Here is a 15149-nt window from a genome sequence, read left to right as displayed (position 1 = left end):
CCGAACGACCACGTCAACTACGGGCAGAGCTCGAACGACGTGATCCCCACCGCCATCCACGTCAGCGCCACACTCACCGCGCACGAAGAACTGCTGCCGGCGCTGAAGCACCTCAAGCGCGTCATCGATCGCCGCGCCGGCGAATTGCGCAACGTGCCCAAGACGGGACGCACGCATCTGATGGACGCGATGCCGGTGACCTTCGGCCAGGAACTTTCGGGTTGGTCGGCGCAGATCGAATCGGCCATCGAACGCATCAGCGATAGCCTGCATCGCATGCGGCAACTGCCGCTGGGCGGCACGGCGGTCGGAACCGGCATCAATGCCGATCCGAAATTCGGCCCGAGCGTGGCGCGCGAATTGAAGAAACTCACGGACGTGCGTTTCGATTCAGCCGTCAACTATTTCGAGGGCATGGCTGCGCAAGATGCTGCAGTGGAGCTGTCCGGCCAGTTGAAGACGCTGGCGGTGGCGCTGATGAAGATCGCCAACGATTTGCGCTGGATGAACTCAGGTCCCCTGGCCGGCCTGGGTGAGATCGAGCTGCCGGCGCTGCAGCCGGGTTCGTCGATCATGCCGGGCAAGGTGAATCCGGTGATTCCCGAAGCCACTGCCATGGTGGCAGCGCAAGTGATCGGCAACGATGCCGCCATCACGGTGGCCGGCCAATCGGGCAATTTCCAGCTCAACGTGATGCTGCCGTTGATCGCCTACAACCTGCTGCAATCCATCCATATTCTGGCGAATGTCGTGCGTTTACTGGCCGACAAGGCGATGGCAGGTTTCCGTGTGAATACCGAACGCGTGAACCAGGCACTGGCGATGAATCCGATTCTGGTCACCGCCTTGAATCCGGTGATCGGCTATGAAAAGGGCGCGGCGATCGCCAAACAGGCCTACAAGGAAAAGCGTCCCATCATGGATGTGGCGGTGGAGCAATCGGGGCTTTCCAAGGAGGAACTGAAGAAGCTGCTCGATCCGCGGGTATTGACCAAGGGCGGCATTCACGATGGCGGCTGAGACGACCGCGTAGGCTGGGATGAAATCCCAGCATCCCGAACCCGAGAAAGCTGGGTTTCCCAACCCAGCCTACAGCTCCGGAGTCAGTCGTTCTTGTTCTTCCTGCAACCCTCGACGTCGTCGCTGCTGACGACGTCCGCATACGGCTTGAACGCCGGCAAGCTTGCGGCCAATTGGTCCTGGCTGTTCTTGACGCCGCCGAGATCGGTGCAAATTTTCAATGCCGCTTCTTTCAACGGCTTGGTCTTTGCGTCGATATCCTGCTGGATCTTGCCGGGGTTGCCGCTGGCCAGCTGCGTCAGCACGCTCTTTGCCACTTGCCGACCTAACGCGGCGCCCGCCTTGCCGGTAGCGAGTCCATCGGTGAGGATCAGCATGGCACTGTTGTAGTACGCCTTGAGCAGCGAGCGTTGTGCATCGTCGATGGCGACGGGGTGCTGATCGATTTGCAAATCGCCGCTGGCGCTGATGACGGCATCCGGTGCGTCGTCCGTGCGTACGGTCACGTCACCGTTGCTCAGATGCAGCCGGCCATGAGACAGGCCGAGGACATTGCTGTTGATCACTGTAATGTTGCGATCATCCGAGTGATCGCCGCAGGCCGAGACCAGGCCGCACAGCGCAATGAGGCCAAGGGAAAGGAAAGCACGATGCATGGCGGCGACTCCTAATCGTTGTCCTTGATGCAATCCTCCGCGCTGCGGGCGCGGAAGATGTCTCCGTACGGCTTGAAAGCGGGAACTTGCGCGTTTAGCTGGTCTTGAACCGCTTTGAGGTTGACCTCGTCCTGGCACATCCTTGTGCCAAATTGATGTGCCTGCGATACCACTGCATCTTTGAGCTTTTCCTTTTCATTCGCATCAGGTTTGGCGATGAAGGCGTTCTTGGCGGCCTTGATCCCCTCCTTCATGCTGCTGGCTTGCTCGCGGATGTCGGCGGCGTCCTGGTAATAGAGCACCAGCAGGCCACGTTGCGCGGGAGAGAGCGGCACAGCTTTGCCGTCGATGCTGAAATCCCCCGCGGCGCTGATGGTTGCGTCGGGTGCGCCGTCTGCATGCACGGACAGTAGGTTGCCATCCAAGGTAAGTTTGCCGTTCTTGCCGCTGTAGCTGAAATCGGGCATGTCGCACGCGGCGAGGCAGGTGCTCAAGGCCAGCAACAAGATCATCCCTCGATACTTCATGATGTGTTCCCCTCCAAAGCATGGATTGCCGGTGTGCAGCTGTTTTTCTCAGCTGTCGTCGCGCCAGTGGCGGAACCATACGGCGCCAGCCAGCATGGCGATACCTGCCGCTGCGCCGATCCAGATCCCCGGTGTAGCCAGTACTGCATAGGAATTGGCAAGGGTGAAGAAATTGCCGATGTGATCCGGATTGTCGCCCAGCTGCTGCGACGCAGTGTCGTGCAGCCAGCCGCCCGGGAATACGCTGAACAGGATGCGGACCAAGATCTCGCGCCAATACCAGCCACTCTTGAAGCCAGCCGATTGGAGCAGATTGAACCAACTGATGATGACGCCAAGCGCTACGGGGATGACCACTGCCCAGAGGAACGGTTTGCTCTTGGCCCAGGACGAGCACAGCATCAGCCAGCCGACCGCCGGCAACGCCCACAGCAGATAGAGCGGAATACTGCCGATCAGGAAGCCGATCAACTGGAAAGGATGCGACAGCGTCAACAGCCACCACACGCTTACACCATGCAAGGAGAGCGTAAAGGCGAACATCAGCAGCATGACCAGACCAGTGAGCAGGCCGCAGATCATGGCAATGACCGGCGCGGCCAGCGTGGCGGCGATGACCTTCGAGATGACCGTTGACGTGTCGGAAACAGGCAACGATTTCCAGAACAGAAAACTCCGGTCGCGGCGATCGTCGTACAGCGTGCCCAGGCAGTAGAAGAACACCACGAAGCCGAACACGACGCCGAGCAGTCCGCTGGTCGAAAGCATGACGATGTCCAGGGCATCGCCAACTTTCCGCATGCCATCGGCGTCGAGCGCATGAAGCTTCAAGGCAGCCAAGGTATGCCCGTCAAGATCGATGTTGCCCATGTGCATGCCGAACTTGCCGGTCACTTCTCCGGCGACGATCGTCATGAGATTCAATACCAGGAATACGACGCTGGTGATTACGGGGGCCCAAAAAAAACCGCCGCGATGCTCCCAGAATTCGCGTCTGACCAGCCAATAGATTGTTTTCGCATTCATGCGTAGGTCCCCTTCATGGTGGCGACGAACAGATCGCTGACCGAGGGTCGGCGGATTTCGCCCAGGGCCCGGAGCTGTGCCTGATCGACGCCGTCGAACAGAAAAATGCTCTTGCCGAACACCTGGCGTTCATCCAGCGGTTTGAGCTGGCGAGCAGTGGCGGCCATGTCCGCGCTCACCATGACTTCGGCGAAACGTTCCCCCATGGCTTCCATATCCGTGTTGAGCACGATTTGTCCGTCGCGGATGAACATCAGGTCGGTGAGGATGTGTTCGATCTCCTCGACCTGGTGCGTGGTGACGATAATCGTCTTGTTTTCGTCGAAGTAGTCTTCCAGCAGGTTCTGGTAGAACTGCTTGCGATAAAGAATGTCCAGGCCCAGCGTCGGTTCGTCCAGCACCAGCAGCTTGGCGTCGATCGCCATCACCAGGGCCAGGTGCAACTGCACGATCATGCCCTTGGACATCTGCTTCACGCGCTGGTCGGGCGTGAGCTTGGTGCGGGCCAGAAAGGCTTCGCACTTGGCGCGGTTGAAGCGCGGATGGATGTTAGCGACGAAGTCGATCGCCTCGCGTACGCGAATCCAGCGCGGCAACACGGCGACGTCCGCGATGAAGCACACTTCTTCCATCAGCTTGTCGCGCTGGCTGCGCGGGTCCAGCCCCAGCACGTTGAGCTGGCCCTGGAAATCGGTCAGGCCCAGGATGGCTTTCAGCGCGGTGGTCTTGCCCGCGCCGTTGGGGCCGATCAGCCCCACGATGCGGCCGGCGGGAATCTGGAAGTTCACATTGTCCAACGCAAGCGTGTTCTTGTAGCGCTTGCTCAAGCCACTGGCGGTAACGACCGCATTCATGACGGGTTCTCCGTATCTTTCGGCGCTTCGCGCAGCAGGGTTTTCAGATCCAATCCCAGGCGCTGCAAACGTGCGTACAGCGCCGGCCATTCTTCGCGCAAAAAACGCTCGCGTTCGGATTTGAGCAACGCCTCGCGCGCTCCATCGGTGACGAACATGCCCAGCCCCCTCCTTTTCTCCACCAGTTGATCGTCGACCAGTTCCTGGTACGCCTTGGAAACCGTCAGCGGATTGATTTGAAAATCCGCAGCTACCTGGCGTACTGACGGCAGCGGGTCGCCCTCGTTCAAGGCGCCGTCCAGGATCATCGCCACTACGCGTTCGCGTAGCTGGCGATAGATCGGGACGCTGTCGTTCCAGGTAATGGCCATGAATTATTCCTTGCTGATGCCGGCAAACTTGGTAGAGCCAAACGAATAGTAGGGCATGGCCAGTTGCGCTCCGAGCAGGCTTGCCGCGCTTTCGGTTTTGCTGGCCAGCGGCGAACGGGCGATGCTCAGGCTGGCTTCGCTCAGCATCGAGGCGGCGCGCCGGTCTTCGGCGGTCGGGTGTACTTCGATGCCAGGCAGGGTGAATACCTTGGCACCGTCGTGGGCGGCGGGGAGTTTGGGGGTGCTGGGACTCAGGGCAATCAGGCTAACCGTGGTGAACAGAACCGCGGCAGTGATGGCGATCGGATTCGGCGCTTTCATGTCTGCTCTCCTTTAGTGCTGTCGTGAACCGGTGTTGTAGTGAACTATAACACCATGGTTGCGACTGTCAATGACGAGATGGCTATGACTCATGGCCTAGGGCGGGTCCTGAGCGGCTCAAGCATGGCCGCCGAGCCCCGCGCCCGGCAGCGGGCGCTGTCAGGCATCGCGTCTGACAGGCATCACTCTGGGGGCGGCGCGGCCAGTGGGCTAAACTCGCTGATTCCTTGCGAGGAGCACCTGTTACATGTGGTATGCCATCACCGGTACGGACCATCCCGAGTCGCTGGAACGCCGTACAGCCGCGCGCCCCTCCCATCTGGCGCGCCTGGAGCAACTGCAAGCGGAAGGGCGCCTGCTGCTGGCCGGGCCGTTCCCTGCGATTGACGCTGAACAGCCCGGCCCGGCCGGTTTCACCGGCAGCCTGATCGTGGCCGAATTTCCATCCCTGGCCGAGGCCGAGCGATGGGCCAAGGCCGATCCGTACGTGGACGCGGGCGTGTACGCCAGCGTCAGCGTCAAGCCGTTCCGCAAGGTATTGCCGGCATGACGGCAGCGATGGTCGAGGAAATCCGCCAGCGGCTGACGACCGCGTTGCAGCCGGTCGAGCTCGACGTGGTGGACGAAGGCTACAAGCACGCCGGCCACGCCAACGAGGGGAAGGGGCATTTCCATGTGCGTATCGTGAGCGCCGCTTTCGCCGGCCAACTGCCGATCAAGCGGCACCGGTTGGTATACGCGGCACTGGGCGAGCTAATGGATCACGGCATCCATGCGTTGTCGATCGACGCCAAGTCGCCCGATTGATCGAGCCATGGATCAGGCGTCAGCCGCGCTATCGCGGACCACTTGATCATCCGTTACGCATTGCGGCGCTGTCCCGCGTTTGGCACAGTGGCCCGTCGCCCGCGCTTGCGGGTCATCACTTTTCGAGCATCTGAATCTGCATGCGCCTAACCACGATCAAACTTGCCGGATTCAAATCCTTCGTCGACCCGACCACCTTGCACCTGCCCACCAATATGACCGGCGTGGTGGGCCCCAACGGTTGCGGCAAGTCCAACATCATCGACGCCATCCGCTGGGTGATGGGCGAAAGCGCGGCCAGCCGCTTGCGCGGCGATTCCCTCACGGACGTGATCTTTTCCGGCTCCAATGCACGCAAGCCGGTGGGGCAGGCGTCGGTGGAGCTGATCTTCGACAACTCCGACGGCACCATCCAGGGTGAATACGGCCAATATGCCGAAATTTCGGTGAAGCGCCAGGTGACGCGCGACGGGCAGTCGGCGTACTTCCTCAACGGCGCGCGTTGCCGCCGCCGTGATATTACCGACCTGTTCCTCGGCACAGGCCTGGGGCCGCGCAGCTACTCGATCATCGAACAGGGCATGATCAGCCAGATCATCGAGGCGCACCCGGAAGAACTGCGCACGCATCTGGAAGAAGCCGCCGGCATCTCCAAGTACAAGGAGCGCCGCAAGGAAACCGAGAGCCGCATCAAGGCCACGCGTGAGAACCTCGACCGCGTGCGCGACGTGCGCGACGAGGTGGACAAGCAACTCGAACACTTGAACCGCCAGGCGCGTGCCGCCGAGCGCTGGAAAGCCTACAAGGAAGAGCAGACGCGCAAGGAAGCCGAGCTGCGTGCGCTGGAATATCGGGCGCTCAAGGGGCAACGCGACGGCGAAGGACAGGGGCTGTCCGCCGCGGAAATCGAAATCGAGAAGCGGCTGGCCGAGCAGCGTCAAATCGAATCGCAGATCGAAGGCGTGCGTGAGCGCCACATCGAAGCGAGCGAGCATTTGAACGCGGTGCAGGCCGATGTCTACAAAGTCGGCGCGGAAATCGCGCGTGTCGAGCAGCAGGTCCGCTTCAACAAGGAAACGGCCGATCGCCTGCACCGCGCGCAGCAGGACGCCGAGCGCGAGCACACCGAACTGGCCGCGCATATCGCCACCGACCGCGAGCAGGTGGAAACCTTGCGCATGGCCTTGGCCGAAGGCGAGCCCAAGCTGGAGTCCCTGCAGCAGATGCAGGACGACACGACCGAGAGCCTGCGCCAGACCGAGACCAAGCTGGCCGATTGGCAGCAGCGCTGGGACACTTACACGCGCACCGCTGGCGAAGCCAGCCGCGCGGCGGAAGTGGAGCGCACCAAGCTCGCTTATCTCGACCGCCAGGCGGTGGACCTGTCCAAACGCAAAGATGCCCTAGAGGCGGAGCAAAAGGCTACCGACGTCGTCGCGCTGGACGCCGCCGCCGAGCAATTGCATACGGAACACGACACCCAGCGCGAACGCGTCGAATCGCTCGGCGGCATGCTCGACCAGCACAAGCTGGCGCACGAGAAAGTACTCGACGAAGAACGCCAGGTGCAGAGCACGCTCAACGATGCGCGCCAGCAATTGCAGACTGCGCGCGGACGGCTTGCATCCCTTGAAGCCCTGCAGCACGCGGCGTTGGGACAGGAAGAAAGTCCGGCCAGTGCGTGGCTGTCGCAATTCGGCCTCGACAAAAAGCGTCGCCTCGGTGAAGTGCTGCAGGTGGAAGCGGGCTGGGAAGCGGCCGTGGAAACCGTGCTTGCTGGCTTTATCGACAGCGTACTCGTCGATGGCGCGCACGACCTGGCGAAGGAATTCCATGCACTGAACAATGCCGACGTAGCGCTGCTCGATGCGGCCGAAGGCGGCGCCGCCACGGCAGGCACGCTGGCTGCGCACGTGCGCGGTCCGGCCGCGGCCATCGCCATGCTTGGGCACGTGCTCACTGCAGAGAGCATCGACGAGGCGCACCAGCGCGTGTCAGGGCTGGCGGCGCTGGCGCCGTATCAATCGGTGATCACGCGTACCGGTGAATGGTTGGGCCCCGGCTGGGCCAGCGTGCGTCGCGCGCAAGGCAACCAGTTTGGCGTGCTGGCGCGCGAGCGCGAGATCCGCACGCTGACCGAGCAGGTCGAATCGCTGGAAGCGCGGATCGAGGAAGCCACCGCGCGCCTGGATGATCTGCGCACCAGCAAGTTCGAAGCCGAACGCGCCCGCGACGATGCCCAGCGCGAGCTGTACAACGCCCACCGTCGTCAGTCCGAACTGGCCGGCCAGCTGCAAAGCCATCGCGGCAAGGTGGAAACCGCCCGCGCGCGCGCCGAGAAAGTGGCCGGCGAATTGTCGGCGCTACTCGAACAGATGGATGAGCTGCAGGCGCAGACGCGCGAAGCGCGCGCGCGCCTGGACGAATCCGTCAACAACATGGGCGACCTGGAAGACCAGCGCCGCGAACTGGAAAACGAACGCCGCGCGTTGTTGGAAGCCCGCGAAGAAGCGCGCATGAATGCGCGCGAAGCGGCCGACCAGGCGCACGCGCTGGCGCTGAGCATGGAGTCGAAGCGCTCCTCGCTCGCTTCGCTGGAGCAGGCGCTGGCGCGCATGGACAGCCAGATCCGCCAGATCGAAGCGCGCCGCAGCGAAATCAGCGAACAGCTTGCCGCCGGTTCCGACCCCATCGCCGAACTGGAAGCCGAACGCCAGACCTACCTCGACCAGCGCCTGCTGGTGGACAAGCAACTGGTGGAAGCGCGCCGCGCGCTGGAAGACTGCGATATCGCCCTGCGCAAGCTGGAACAGCAGCGCCACAACCTGGAGCAGGACCTGTCCGGCCTGCGCGAAAGCCTCTCCGAAAAGAAACTGGCGGCGCAGGCGTTGCAGATGCGCGCCGAACAGCTTGCCGAAGCGATCGCCGCTTCCGGCCTCGATCTGGAAACCTTGCTTGCCGAGCTGGCCGAAGACATCGACGCCGCGCAATGGCGTCAGCAGCTTGCCGACCTGGCGCAGAAGATCGCGCGCCTGGAGCCGGTGAATCTTGCCGCGATCCAGGAACATGCCGAGCAGAGCGAACGCAAGACGTATCTCGACAACCAGCTCACCGACCTCACCAGCGCCATGGAAACGCTGGAAAACGCGATCAAGAAGATCGACCGTGAAACGCGCCAGCGCTTCAAGGAAACCTTCGATCGTGTGAATGCCGGCGTGCAGGAGCTGTTCCCGCGCCTGTTCGGCGGCGGCCACGCCTACCTGGAACTCACCGGTGACGATCTGCTCAGCACGGGCGTATCCATCATGGCGCGCCCGCCTGGCAAGCGCGTTTCCAACATCATGCTGCTGTCGGGTGGCGAGAAGGCGTTGACCGCGGTATCGCTGGTGTTCGCGATCTTTGCGCTCAACCCCGCGCCGTTCTGCTTGCTGGACGAGGTGGACGCGCCGCTCGATGAAGCGAACGTCGGCCGCTTCTCCAATATGGTGAAGGAGATGAGCGAAAAGGTGCAGTTCATCTTCGTCTCGCACAACAAGGCCACCATGGAGGCGGCCAGCCAGCTTTGCGGCGTTACCATGCGCGAGCCGGGCGTTTCGCGCCTCGTGCAGGTCGATCTTGCCGAGGCCAGCAAACTGGTCGGAGCTGCCTGAGGTAGAGGATTTACATCATGCTTGGAACCGAATTGGCTGTTGCGTGGAACCCTTGGGTCGGCATTCCGTTGGCGGTTGTCGGCGTAGTTGTGCTGGTGCTGGTTTGGCTGTTTGGCGAGCCGAGGAAAGAGCAGGGCAAGCGGCGTGTTGCTCCCGAGCCTGTTTCGGAGCGGCGCGAACCCACCCTGGGCGGCTCGATCGAAAAGGACGAGCCGTTCGGCGACGGTCCGATGGAACGCATGGACCCGTTGTTCAAGGAGCCCGAGCCGGCACAAGGCGAACTGGATGTCAGCCTGCGCGCCGAGCTGGAAAAGTTGGGTGCCACCTTGGCCGACCAGCGGCACGAAACGGCACACAGTCCCAAGCCGACCGGGCAGTCCGCGTCTATCGTGGAGATGCTGCGTTCGCCTTCCCAGCCAGAACCGACGCGTGCAGGATCGGTCGAGTCGACGTCCGTCGTTGCCCCGGCGACCACGCCGCCGCCGGCACAATTCGCCACACCGACACCGACACCTGCACCTGCACCTGCACCGCCGCGTGTTCCGTCGCGTTCCGACCTTGGCAAGCGCCCGACGCAGCTACCGGTGGAACGTATCGTCAGCCTGTTCGTGATGGCGCGGGAAGGCCAGGCTTTCAACGGCACGGACCTGATCGTCGCCGCCGAAAAAGCCGGGCTGGAATACGGCGACATGGGCATCTATCACCGCCTGGTGGACGGTAAGCGTGAAGCGGGTCCGATCTTCAGCGTGGCCAACATGCTCAAGCCCGGCAGTTTCGACCTCACGCGACTGGATACGTTGCACACGCCAGGCTTGAGCTTCTTCATGACCCTGCCGGGGCCTGTCACCGCCCTGGACGCGTGGGATGCGATGCTGCCCACCGCGCAACGACTGGCTGAGTTGCTCGATGGCCAGGTGCTGGACGAAGAGCGCAACGCGCTCGGCCGCCAGCGTATCGCGCATATCCGCGATGAACTTCGTGGCTGGGATCGCGATCACGACGGCGGTGAGATTCGCTTCGGCCGCTGATCTTTTGATCTTTTTGACTAATTAAAACAAAGAGCGCCCAACCAGGGCGCTCTTTGTTGCGGAGCGGAGCCGCTCTATCAGGCAGCTTTGGTAGCCAGGGAGCTGATGGAGTGGTGGGCCGAAGCAATCGCCTTCACTTTGTGCTCTGCACTCATGTTCACGCCTTCGGCGCGAATGAACTGCACATCGTCGATGCCCAGGAAGCCAAGCAGGGCGCGCAAGTAGTTTTCCTGGAAATCCAAACCCGCAGCCGGGCCGGTGCTGTAGACGCCGCCACGGCTGGACGCGACGATCACGCGCTTGCCGCCGGCAAGGCCTTCCGGGCCGGCCGCGGTGTAGTGGAAGGTCTTGCCGGCCACGGCGATACGGTCGATCCAGGCCTTGAGCTGGCTGGGGATGCCAAAGTTGTACATGGGGGCGCCAATCACCACGATGTCGGCGGCCAGGAATTCATCCATCACGGCCTGGCCCAGCTTCGCCGCGTCGCTTTCGGCGTCCATCACTGGCGTCCAATGGGGCAGGGCATGGGTGCTCAGGTCGCGGTAGATGATCTGCAAGGAGGGGCTCTCTTCGGCGAGCTGATTGACGATGGCGGCGGTCAGTTCGCGCGAGACGGAGTGTTGGCCCAGCGGGCTTGCGTCAAGATGCAAAAGTTTCATGGTGGGGTATCTCGGTCCAAGTCGGGCCTGCCGACGTTGGAAATAAAGATAGATTCGGAACAAAGCGCCGATAAGATAGGGCTTTCGGAACTTATCGTTCCTCAAAGGAAACGACGATGAACGCACTCCCGGGTGCCATGCAGGACCTGAACGATCTCTACTTCTTCGCCGCAGTGGTCGAGCAGGGCGGCTTTTCAGCTGCCGGGCGAGCCCTGGGGGTGCCCAAGTCCAGGCTAAGTAAACGTGTCGCGCAGTTGGAGGATCGTCTCGGGGTGAGGCTGCTGCAGCGAACGACGCGACGCTTTGTGGTCACCGAGGTCGGTGAACGCTTTTACGGACACTGCCGCGCGGTGCTGGAAGAGGCGCGCGCCGCGCAGGAGGCGGTGGATGAGCTGCGCGCCGAGCCGCGCGGCGTGGTGCGGCTGAGCTGTCCCATCTCGATCGCCCAAACCGTACTCGCCCACATCCTGCCGGAGTTCATGGCGAAGTACCCGAAGTTGCAGGTGCGGGTGCTGTCGAACAATCGCCGCGTGGATCTCATCGGCGAGGGTTTCGATCTGGCCATTCGCGTACGCAGCAAACTCGACAGCGACGCCAACATGATCATCCGCAGCTTCGGCCAGGCGCGCGTGTTCCCGGTCGCCAGCCCGAGTTTGCTCAAGCAATATGGGCGTCCCGCGCATCCGGAGGATCTTGCACGCTTGCCGGCCGTGTCGATGCAGGAACATGAAGGTGCGCAGGTCTGGGAGTTGTTCGATGCGAACGGCGAACGTGTCAGCGTGGAAGTGCAGGCGCGCCTGATTACCGGCGACTTCGCTGTCTTGCTGGAGGCGGCGCGCAGCGGCATCGGCGTCGCCTTGTTGCCGGAATCGCTTTGTGCGCCGGCCATCAGCAGTGGCGATCTGGAAATCCTGCTGCCGGAATGGAGTGCGCCGCAGGGCATCATGCATTTTGTCTATCCCAGCCGCCGCGGCATGATGCCGGGTGTGCGAGCGCTGGTGGATTTTCTGGCCGAGCGCTTGCCCGAAGCGGCGCGCGTCAGCCATGAGGAATGCACGAAGCGCAAGTTGTCGAAGCGGGAATCGCCCGAACGACCTTCCGCATGACCGTGCTAGTCTTCGCGTTTAGCCTTCCATATCGCCGCCCATGACCGTCGAAACCAAGCTTCCGAAAGTAGGCACCACCATTTTCAGTGTGATGAGTCACTTGGCCGTGCAGCACAAAGCTGTGAACCTGGGCCAGGGCTTTCCCGATTTCGAACCGCCGCAACCGTTGCGCGACGCGCTGAGCCGCGCCATGGCCAATGGTCTCAACCAATATGCGCCGGGCATCGGCACAGCGGCATTGCGCGAACAGATCGCCATCAAGACCGAGCGGCTCTATGGGCATAAGGTCAGTGCCGATAGCGATATCACCGTAACCTCAGGCGCTACCGAAGCATTGTTCGCTGCTATTGCCGCCGTGGTGCGTGCAGGCGAGGAAGTGATCGTGTTCGATCCGGCGTATGACTCCTATGAGCCCGCGATCGAATTGCAAGGCGCTCGCGCCGTGCATATTCCGCTCACCGTGCCGAGCTTTTCGATCGACTGGCAGCGTGTGCGCGATGCGATCACGCCGCGCACGCGCATGATCCTGATCAACAGCCCGCACAATCCCTCGGGAGCGGTCTTGTCGGCGCGCGATCTTGACGAATTGGCGGCGATCGTGCGCGATACGCCGATCGTGGTGCTGTCGGACGAGGTGTACGAGCACATCGTCTACGACGGTGCTGAACATCAGAGTGTGTTGCGTCATCCGGAATTGGCCGCACGCAGCATCGTGGTATCCAGCTTCGGCAAGACCTACCACTGCACCGGCTGGAAAGTCGGCTATGCGGTCGCGCCGACCAAGCTCTCTGCGGAATTTCGCAAGGTGCACCAGTACCTGACGTTCTGCACCTTTCATCCGGCGCAAGTTGCGTTTGCCGAATTCCTGGCCAGCACGCCGCAGCATTATCTGGAGCTGCCGGCCTTCTATCAAACCAAGCGCGATCGTTTCCGCAGCCTGTTGGCGCCCTCGCGCTTGAAGCTGCTGGACGTGCCAGGCGGTTACTTCCAGTTGGTGGATTATTCGGCCATTCGCGACGAAGACGACGTGGCGTTCTGCGAGTGGCTGGTGAAAGAAGGTGGCGTAGCTGCCATTCCGTTGACCCCGTTCTACGAAAAGGCGCCAGGTACACGATTGGTGCGCCTTTGCTTTGCCAAGAGCGACGCCACCATGGAAGCCGCTGCGGAGCGTCTATGCAAACTCTGAACGTAACGCTCGTGCAGGGCGCCACGCGCTGGCACGATGCGCCGGCCAACCGCGAGTACTACGGTGCGCTGGTGCGGCGGGTGGCGGGGCAGAGCGATCTCGTCGTGCTGCCGGAAACCTTTCTTTCCGGCTTCAGCAACGACACGCGCGTCAGCGCCGAAGGCATGGACGGCGAAGGTGTCGCCTGGATGCGCGCACTGGCGACTGAGGTCGGTGCCGTCGTTACGGGCAGCCTCGCCATTCGCGAAGACAAGGTCTACAACCGGCTGATCTGGGCGCGCCCGGATGGCACTTATGCGCAATACGACAAGCGTCACCTGTTCCGCATGGCCGGCGAGCACACGCGCTACGGCGGCGGTTCCGAGCGCTTGATCGTGGAGCTGAAAGGTTGGCGCATCCTGCCGCAGGTGTGTTACGACCTTAGGTTCCCGGTATGGCTGCGCAATCGCCGGCTGGCGTCGGCAGCAGGTGGCATGGACTACGACCTGGCCTTGTTTGTCGCCAATTGGCCGGCGCCGCGCCGGCAGCCTTGGCGCACGCTGTTGCGGGCACGTGCGATCGAAAACCTCGCCTACGTGGTCGGCGTAAACCGCGTAGGCGTGGATGGCAATGATCTGCCGTATGCCGGCGACAGTGCAGTGATCGATCCGCTGGGCGAGCCGCTGCTTGAACTCGGTCCGCAGGAACAGCTGGTTACCGTGGCGATCGATCCGGCGCCTTTGCTGCAGCATCGCGAGCGCTTTCCTGCCTGGATGGATGCCGACGAATTCATGCTCAGCGACGTGTGAACGAAACGCGCGTGCACGGACATGGCTTTCAAAAAAACTTCACAAAGAGTATTGACGGCTGCGTCCAGTACCTGAATAATTCCGCTTCTTGCTTAGGCGCCTTCTGAATTTCGGGCGGTGGCCGGGGTAAGTAGGTTTAGCCACGCGCCCGTAGCTCAGTTGGATAGAGTACCAGGCTACGAACTTGGTGGTCGGGAGTTCGAATCTCTCCGGGCGCGCCATATTCATCAGGCATGATGTTGGTTCAAGTCATGTCTACATTGCAGCAGAACACCGTTTGCAGTGAAACCGGACGAAAGAGGTCCGGCGTGTTCGATACGGATTGACGGGCCAGAGTGTCACCCGTAGCATTTCTAGGCTCAAGTTTGCGAAAGCTGACTGGGTTTCGAAAAACAACGGGGTATAGCTCAGCCTGGTAGAGCGCCAGCTTTGGGAGCTGGATGTCGTGGGTTCGAATCCCTCTGCCCCGACCAGCAGGTGTTCTGCTTTTAGTCAAGCGCCTGTAGCTCAACCGGATAGAGCATCGGCCTTCTAAGCCGACGGTTGCAGGTTCGATTCCTGTCGGGCGCGCCAGATACTTAGGTTATGGTGGGTGTAGCTCAGTTGGTTAGAGTACCGGATTGTGATTCCGGTTGTCGTGGGTTCGAATCCCATCACTCACCCCAATTTACAAGATTAAAAACGAGTTTTTCCGGGCCGTTAGCTCAGTTGGTAGAGCAGTTGACTCTTAATCAATTGGTCGTAAGTTCGAATCTTACACGGCCCACCAATTCACGAAGGACCCGCGATTATGCGGGTCCTTTTTGTTTGTCCGAAATTCCTCTCAGCCAAACGGCCAAGCGCTTGTGCTGGCCGTTGACACAACCGTAAAATGGCTGGCTTGGCATAAGGTAATCATCGACTTGGGGTCGCGGCCTGACAGCTTTTCAACCTTTTCGGCGCAAAGCGCTGAAAATCGTTGAAAATCCGTGGCTTGCAATCCGGCAGCCGATGCGAAAGTGGCGGAATTGGTAGACGCACTGGATTTAGGTTCCAGCGGGTAACCCCCGTAAGGGTTCGAGTCCCTTCTTTCGCACCACTCGTTTCCAACAAAATCATAGAGTTAATTCCGGTTGACTCCACAAACAGTGCATCCAAGTGTTTACTGCTG

At 61.5% G+C, this 15149-nt stretch carries 15 protein-coding genes and 6 tRNA genes; 14 read left to right on the top strand and 7 right to left on the bottom strand.

Annotation, left to right across the window (positions count from 1 at the left end):
- On the top strand, positions 1-1020 hold a 1020-nt coding region (locus tag VMA74_RS09625; RefSeq protein ID WP_325366454.1), incomplete at its 5' end, for a class II fumarate hydratase.
- Between the two features lie 83 nt (positions 1021-1103).
- Here the strand turns inward: VMA74_RS09625 and VMA74_RS09620 are convergent.
- The 6 genes from VMA74_RS09620 to VMA74_RS09595 form a co-directional block, all read right to left on the bottom strand.
- The gene (locus VMA74_RS09620) at positions 1104-1676 is read right to left on the bottom strand and encodes a hypothetical protein (RefSeq protein ID WP_325366452.1); all 573 of its coding nucleotides are present in this window, start codon (positions 1674-1676) and stop codon (positions 1104-1106) included.
- 11 nt (positions 1677-1687) lie between these two features.
- Positions 1688-2143 carry a hypothetical protein gene (locus VMA74_RS09615; RefSeq protein WP_325366450.1) on the bottom strand — a complete coding sequence of 152 codons (456 nt, stop codon included), beginning with the start codon at positions 2141-2143 and terminating at the stop codon, positions 1688-1690.
- Between the two features lie 108 nt (positions 2144-2251).
- Positions 2252-3229: a hypothetical protein gene (locus VMA74_RS09610; RefSeq protein ID WP_325366448.1), complete on the bottom strand. Its 978-nt coding sequence runs from the start codon at positions 3227-3229 to the stop codon at positions 2252-2254.
- A complete protein-coding gene (locus tag VMA74_RS09605; protein WP_325366446.1) occupies positions 3226-4083 on the bottom strand; it encodes an ABC transporter ATP-binding protein in 858 nt (285 codons plus the stop codon). The genes VMA74_RS09610 and VMA74_RS09605 overlap by 4 nt, the downstream gene beginning before the upstream one ends.
- Positions 4080-4454 carry a GntR family transcriptional regulator gene (locus VMA74_RS09600; RefSeq protein WP_325366444.1) on the bottom strand — a complete coding sequence of 125 codons (375 nt, stop codon included), beginning with the start codon at positions 4452-4454 and terminating at the stop codon, positions 4080-4082. Before VMA74_RS09600 ends, VMA74_RS09605 begins: the two co-directional genes overlap by 4 nt.
- A gap of 3 nt (positions 4455-4457) precedes the next feature.
- Positions 4458-4775, bottom strand: coding sequence for a hypothetical protein (locus VMA74_RS09595; RefSeq protein ID WP_325366442.1), 318 nt, complete (start codon positions 4773-4775; stop codon positions 4458-4460).
- A gap of 247 nt (positions 4776-5022) precedes the next feature.
- On the opposite strand from VMA74_RS09595, the gene VMA74_RS09590 reads away from it, so the two are divergent.
- The 4 genes from VMA74_RS09590 (at position 5023) to zipA (ending at position 10260) form a co-directional block, all read left to right on the top strand.
- Complete coding sequence (locus VMA74_RS09590) at positions 5023-5325, top strand: YciI family protein (protein ID WP_325366440.1); 303 nt, start codon at positions 5023-5025, stop codon at positions 5323-5325.
- The gene (locus VMA74_RS09585) at positions 5322-5582 is read left to right on the top strand and encodes a BolA family protein (RefSeq protein ID WP_325366438.1); all 261 of its coding nucleotides are present in this window, start codon (positions 5322-5324) and stop codon (positions 5580-5582) included. Before VMA74_RS09590 ends, VMA74_RS09585 begins: the two co-directional genes overlap by 4 nt.
- Before the next feature lie 140 nt (positions 5583-5722).
- Positions 5723-9232, top strand: a complete 3510-nt coding sequence (smc, locus tag VMA74_RS09580) for a chromosome segregation protein SMC (protein WP_325366436.1) — start codon at positions 5723-5725, stop codon at positions 9230-9232.
- A 17-nt stretch (positions 9233-9249) separates the two neighbouring features.
- Positions 9250-10260 carry a cell division protein ZipA gene (gene zipA, locus VMA74_RS09575; protein WP_325366434.1) on the top strand — a complete coding sequence of 337 codons (1011 nt, stop codon included), beginning with the start codon at positions 9250-9252 and terminating at the stop codon, positions 10258-10260.
- Positions 10261-10337: 77 nt separating this feature from the next.
- On the opposite strand, the gene VMA74_RS09570 is transcribed toward zipA, so the two are convergent.
- The gene (locus VMA74_RS09570) at positions 10338-10919 is read right to left on the bottom strand and encodes an FMN-dependent NADH-azoreductase (protein WP_325366432.1); all 582 of its coding nucleotides are present in this window, start codon (positions 10917-10919) and stop codon (positions 10338-10340) included.
- Between the two features lie 116 nt (positions 10920-11035).
- Between VMA74_RS09570 and VMA74_RS09565 the strand changes: the two genes are divergently transcribed.
- From VMA74_RS09565 to VMA74_RS09525, 9 genes are all read left to right on the top strand, one after another.
- Positions 11036-12025, top strand: a complete 990-nt coding sequence (locus VMA74_RS09565; RefSeq protein ID WP_325366429.1) for a LysR substrate-binding domain-containing protein — start codon at positions 11036-11038, stop codon at positions 12023-12025.
- 40 nt (positions 12026-12065) lie between these two features.
- Positions 12066-13211: a pyridoxal phosphate-dependent aminotransferase gene (locus VMA74_RS09560; protein ID WP_325366427.1), complete on the top strand. Its 1146-nt coding sequence runs from the start codon at positions 12066-12068 to the stop codon at positions 13209-13211.
- Entirely contained in the window at positions 13199-13999 is an 801-nt protein-coding gene (locus VMA74_RS09555) for an amidohydrolase (protein ID WP_325366425.1), read from the top strand. The genes VMA74_RS09560 and VMA74_RS09555 overlap by 13 nt, the downstream gene beginning before the upstream one ends.
- Positions 14000-14143: 144 nt before the next feature.
- Positions 14144-14220 (top strand) — tRNA-Arg (locus VMA74_RS09550).
- Positions 14221-14395: 175 nt separating this feature from the next.
- Positions 14396-14472 (top strand) — tRNA-Pro (locus tag VMA74_RS09545).
- A 23-nt stretch (positions 14473-14495) separates the two neighbouring features.
- Positions 14496-14572 (top strand) — tRNA-Arg (locus VMA74_RS09540).
- Positions 14573-14587: 15 nt separating this feature from the next.
- Positions 14588-14664, top strand: a tRNA-His gene (locus VMA74_RS09535).
- 28 nt (positions 14665-14692) lie between these two features.
- A tRNA-Lys gene (locus VMA74_RS09530) sits at positions 14693-14768 on the top strand.
- Between the two features lie 223 nt (positions 14769-14991).
- Positions 14992-15077: transfer RNA gene (locus tag VMA74_RS09525), tRNA-Leu, on the top strand.
- The last annotated feature ends 72 nt before the right edge of the window (positions 15078-15149 follow it).

Origin of the sequence: Dyella sp. (assembly GCF_035508675.1) — a bacterium.
Taxonomy (GTDB): Bacteria; Pseudomonadota; Gammaproteobacteria; order Xanthomonadales; family Rhodanobacteraceae; genus Dyella_B.
Note: the sequence above shows the minus strand (reverse complement) of the source record. Positions and strands in the feature narration are given on the sequence as shown.

Bases quoted from the DNA above. Each gene is read 5' to 3' on its own strand.
- VMA74_RS09610 (WP_325366448.1), bottom strand. From the start codon at position 3,229: ATGAATGCGAAAACAATCTATTGGCTGGTCAGACGCGAATTCTGGGAG.
- VMA74_RS09595 (WP_325366442.1), bottom strand. From the start codon at position 4,775: ATGAAAGCGCCGAATCCGATCGCCATCACTGCCGCGGTTCTGTTCACC.
- VMA74_RS09600 (WP_325366444.1), bottom strand. From the start codon at position 4,454: ATGGCCATTACCTGGAACGACAGCGTCCCGATCTATCGCCAGCTACGC.
- VMA74_RS09585 (WP_325366438.1), top strand. From the start codon at position 5,322: ATGACGGCAGCGATGGTCGAGGAAATCCGCCAGCGGCTGACGACCGCG.
- VMA74_RS09565 (WP_325366429.1), top strand. From the start codon at position 11,036: ATGAACGCACTCCCGGGTGCCATGCAGGACCTGAACGATCTCTACTTC.
- VMA74_RS09570 (WP_325366432.1), bottom strand. From the start codon at position 10,919: ATGAAACTTTTGCATCTTGACGCAAGCCCGCTGGGCCAACACTCCGTC.
- VMA74_RS09560 (WP_325366427.1), top strand. From the start codon at position 12,066: ATGACCGTCGAAACCAAGCTTCCGAAAGTAGGCACCACCATTTTCAGT.
- zipA (WP_325366434.1), top strand. From the start codon at position 9,250: ATGCTTGGAACCGAATTGGCTGTTGCGTGGAACCCTTGGGTCGGCATT.
- VMA74_RS09555 (WP_325366425.1), top strand. From the start codon at position 13,199: ATGCAAACTCTGAACGTAACGCTCGTGCAGGGCGCCACGCGCTGGCAC.
- VMA74_RS09590 (WP_325366440.1), top strand. From the start codon at position 5,023: ATGTGGTATGCCATCACCGGTACGGACCATCCCGAGTCGCTGGAACGC.
- VMA74_RS09615 (WP_325366450.1), bottom strand. From the start codon at position 2,143: ATGCCCGATTTCAGCTACAGCGGCAAGAACGGCAAACTTACCTTGGAT.
- VMA74_RS09620 (WP_325366452.1), bottom strand. From the start codon at position 1,676: ATGCATCGTGCTTTCCTTTCCCTTGGCCTCATTGCGCTGTGCGGCCTG.
- smc (WP_325366436.1), top strand. From the start codon at position 5,723: ATGCGCCTAACCACGATCAAACTTGCCGGATTCAAATCCTTCGTCGAC.
- VMA74_RS09605 (WP_325366446.1), bottom strand. From the start codon at position 4,083: ATGAATGCGGTCGTTACCGCCAGTGGCTTGAGCAAGCGCTACAAGAAC.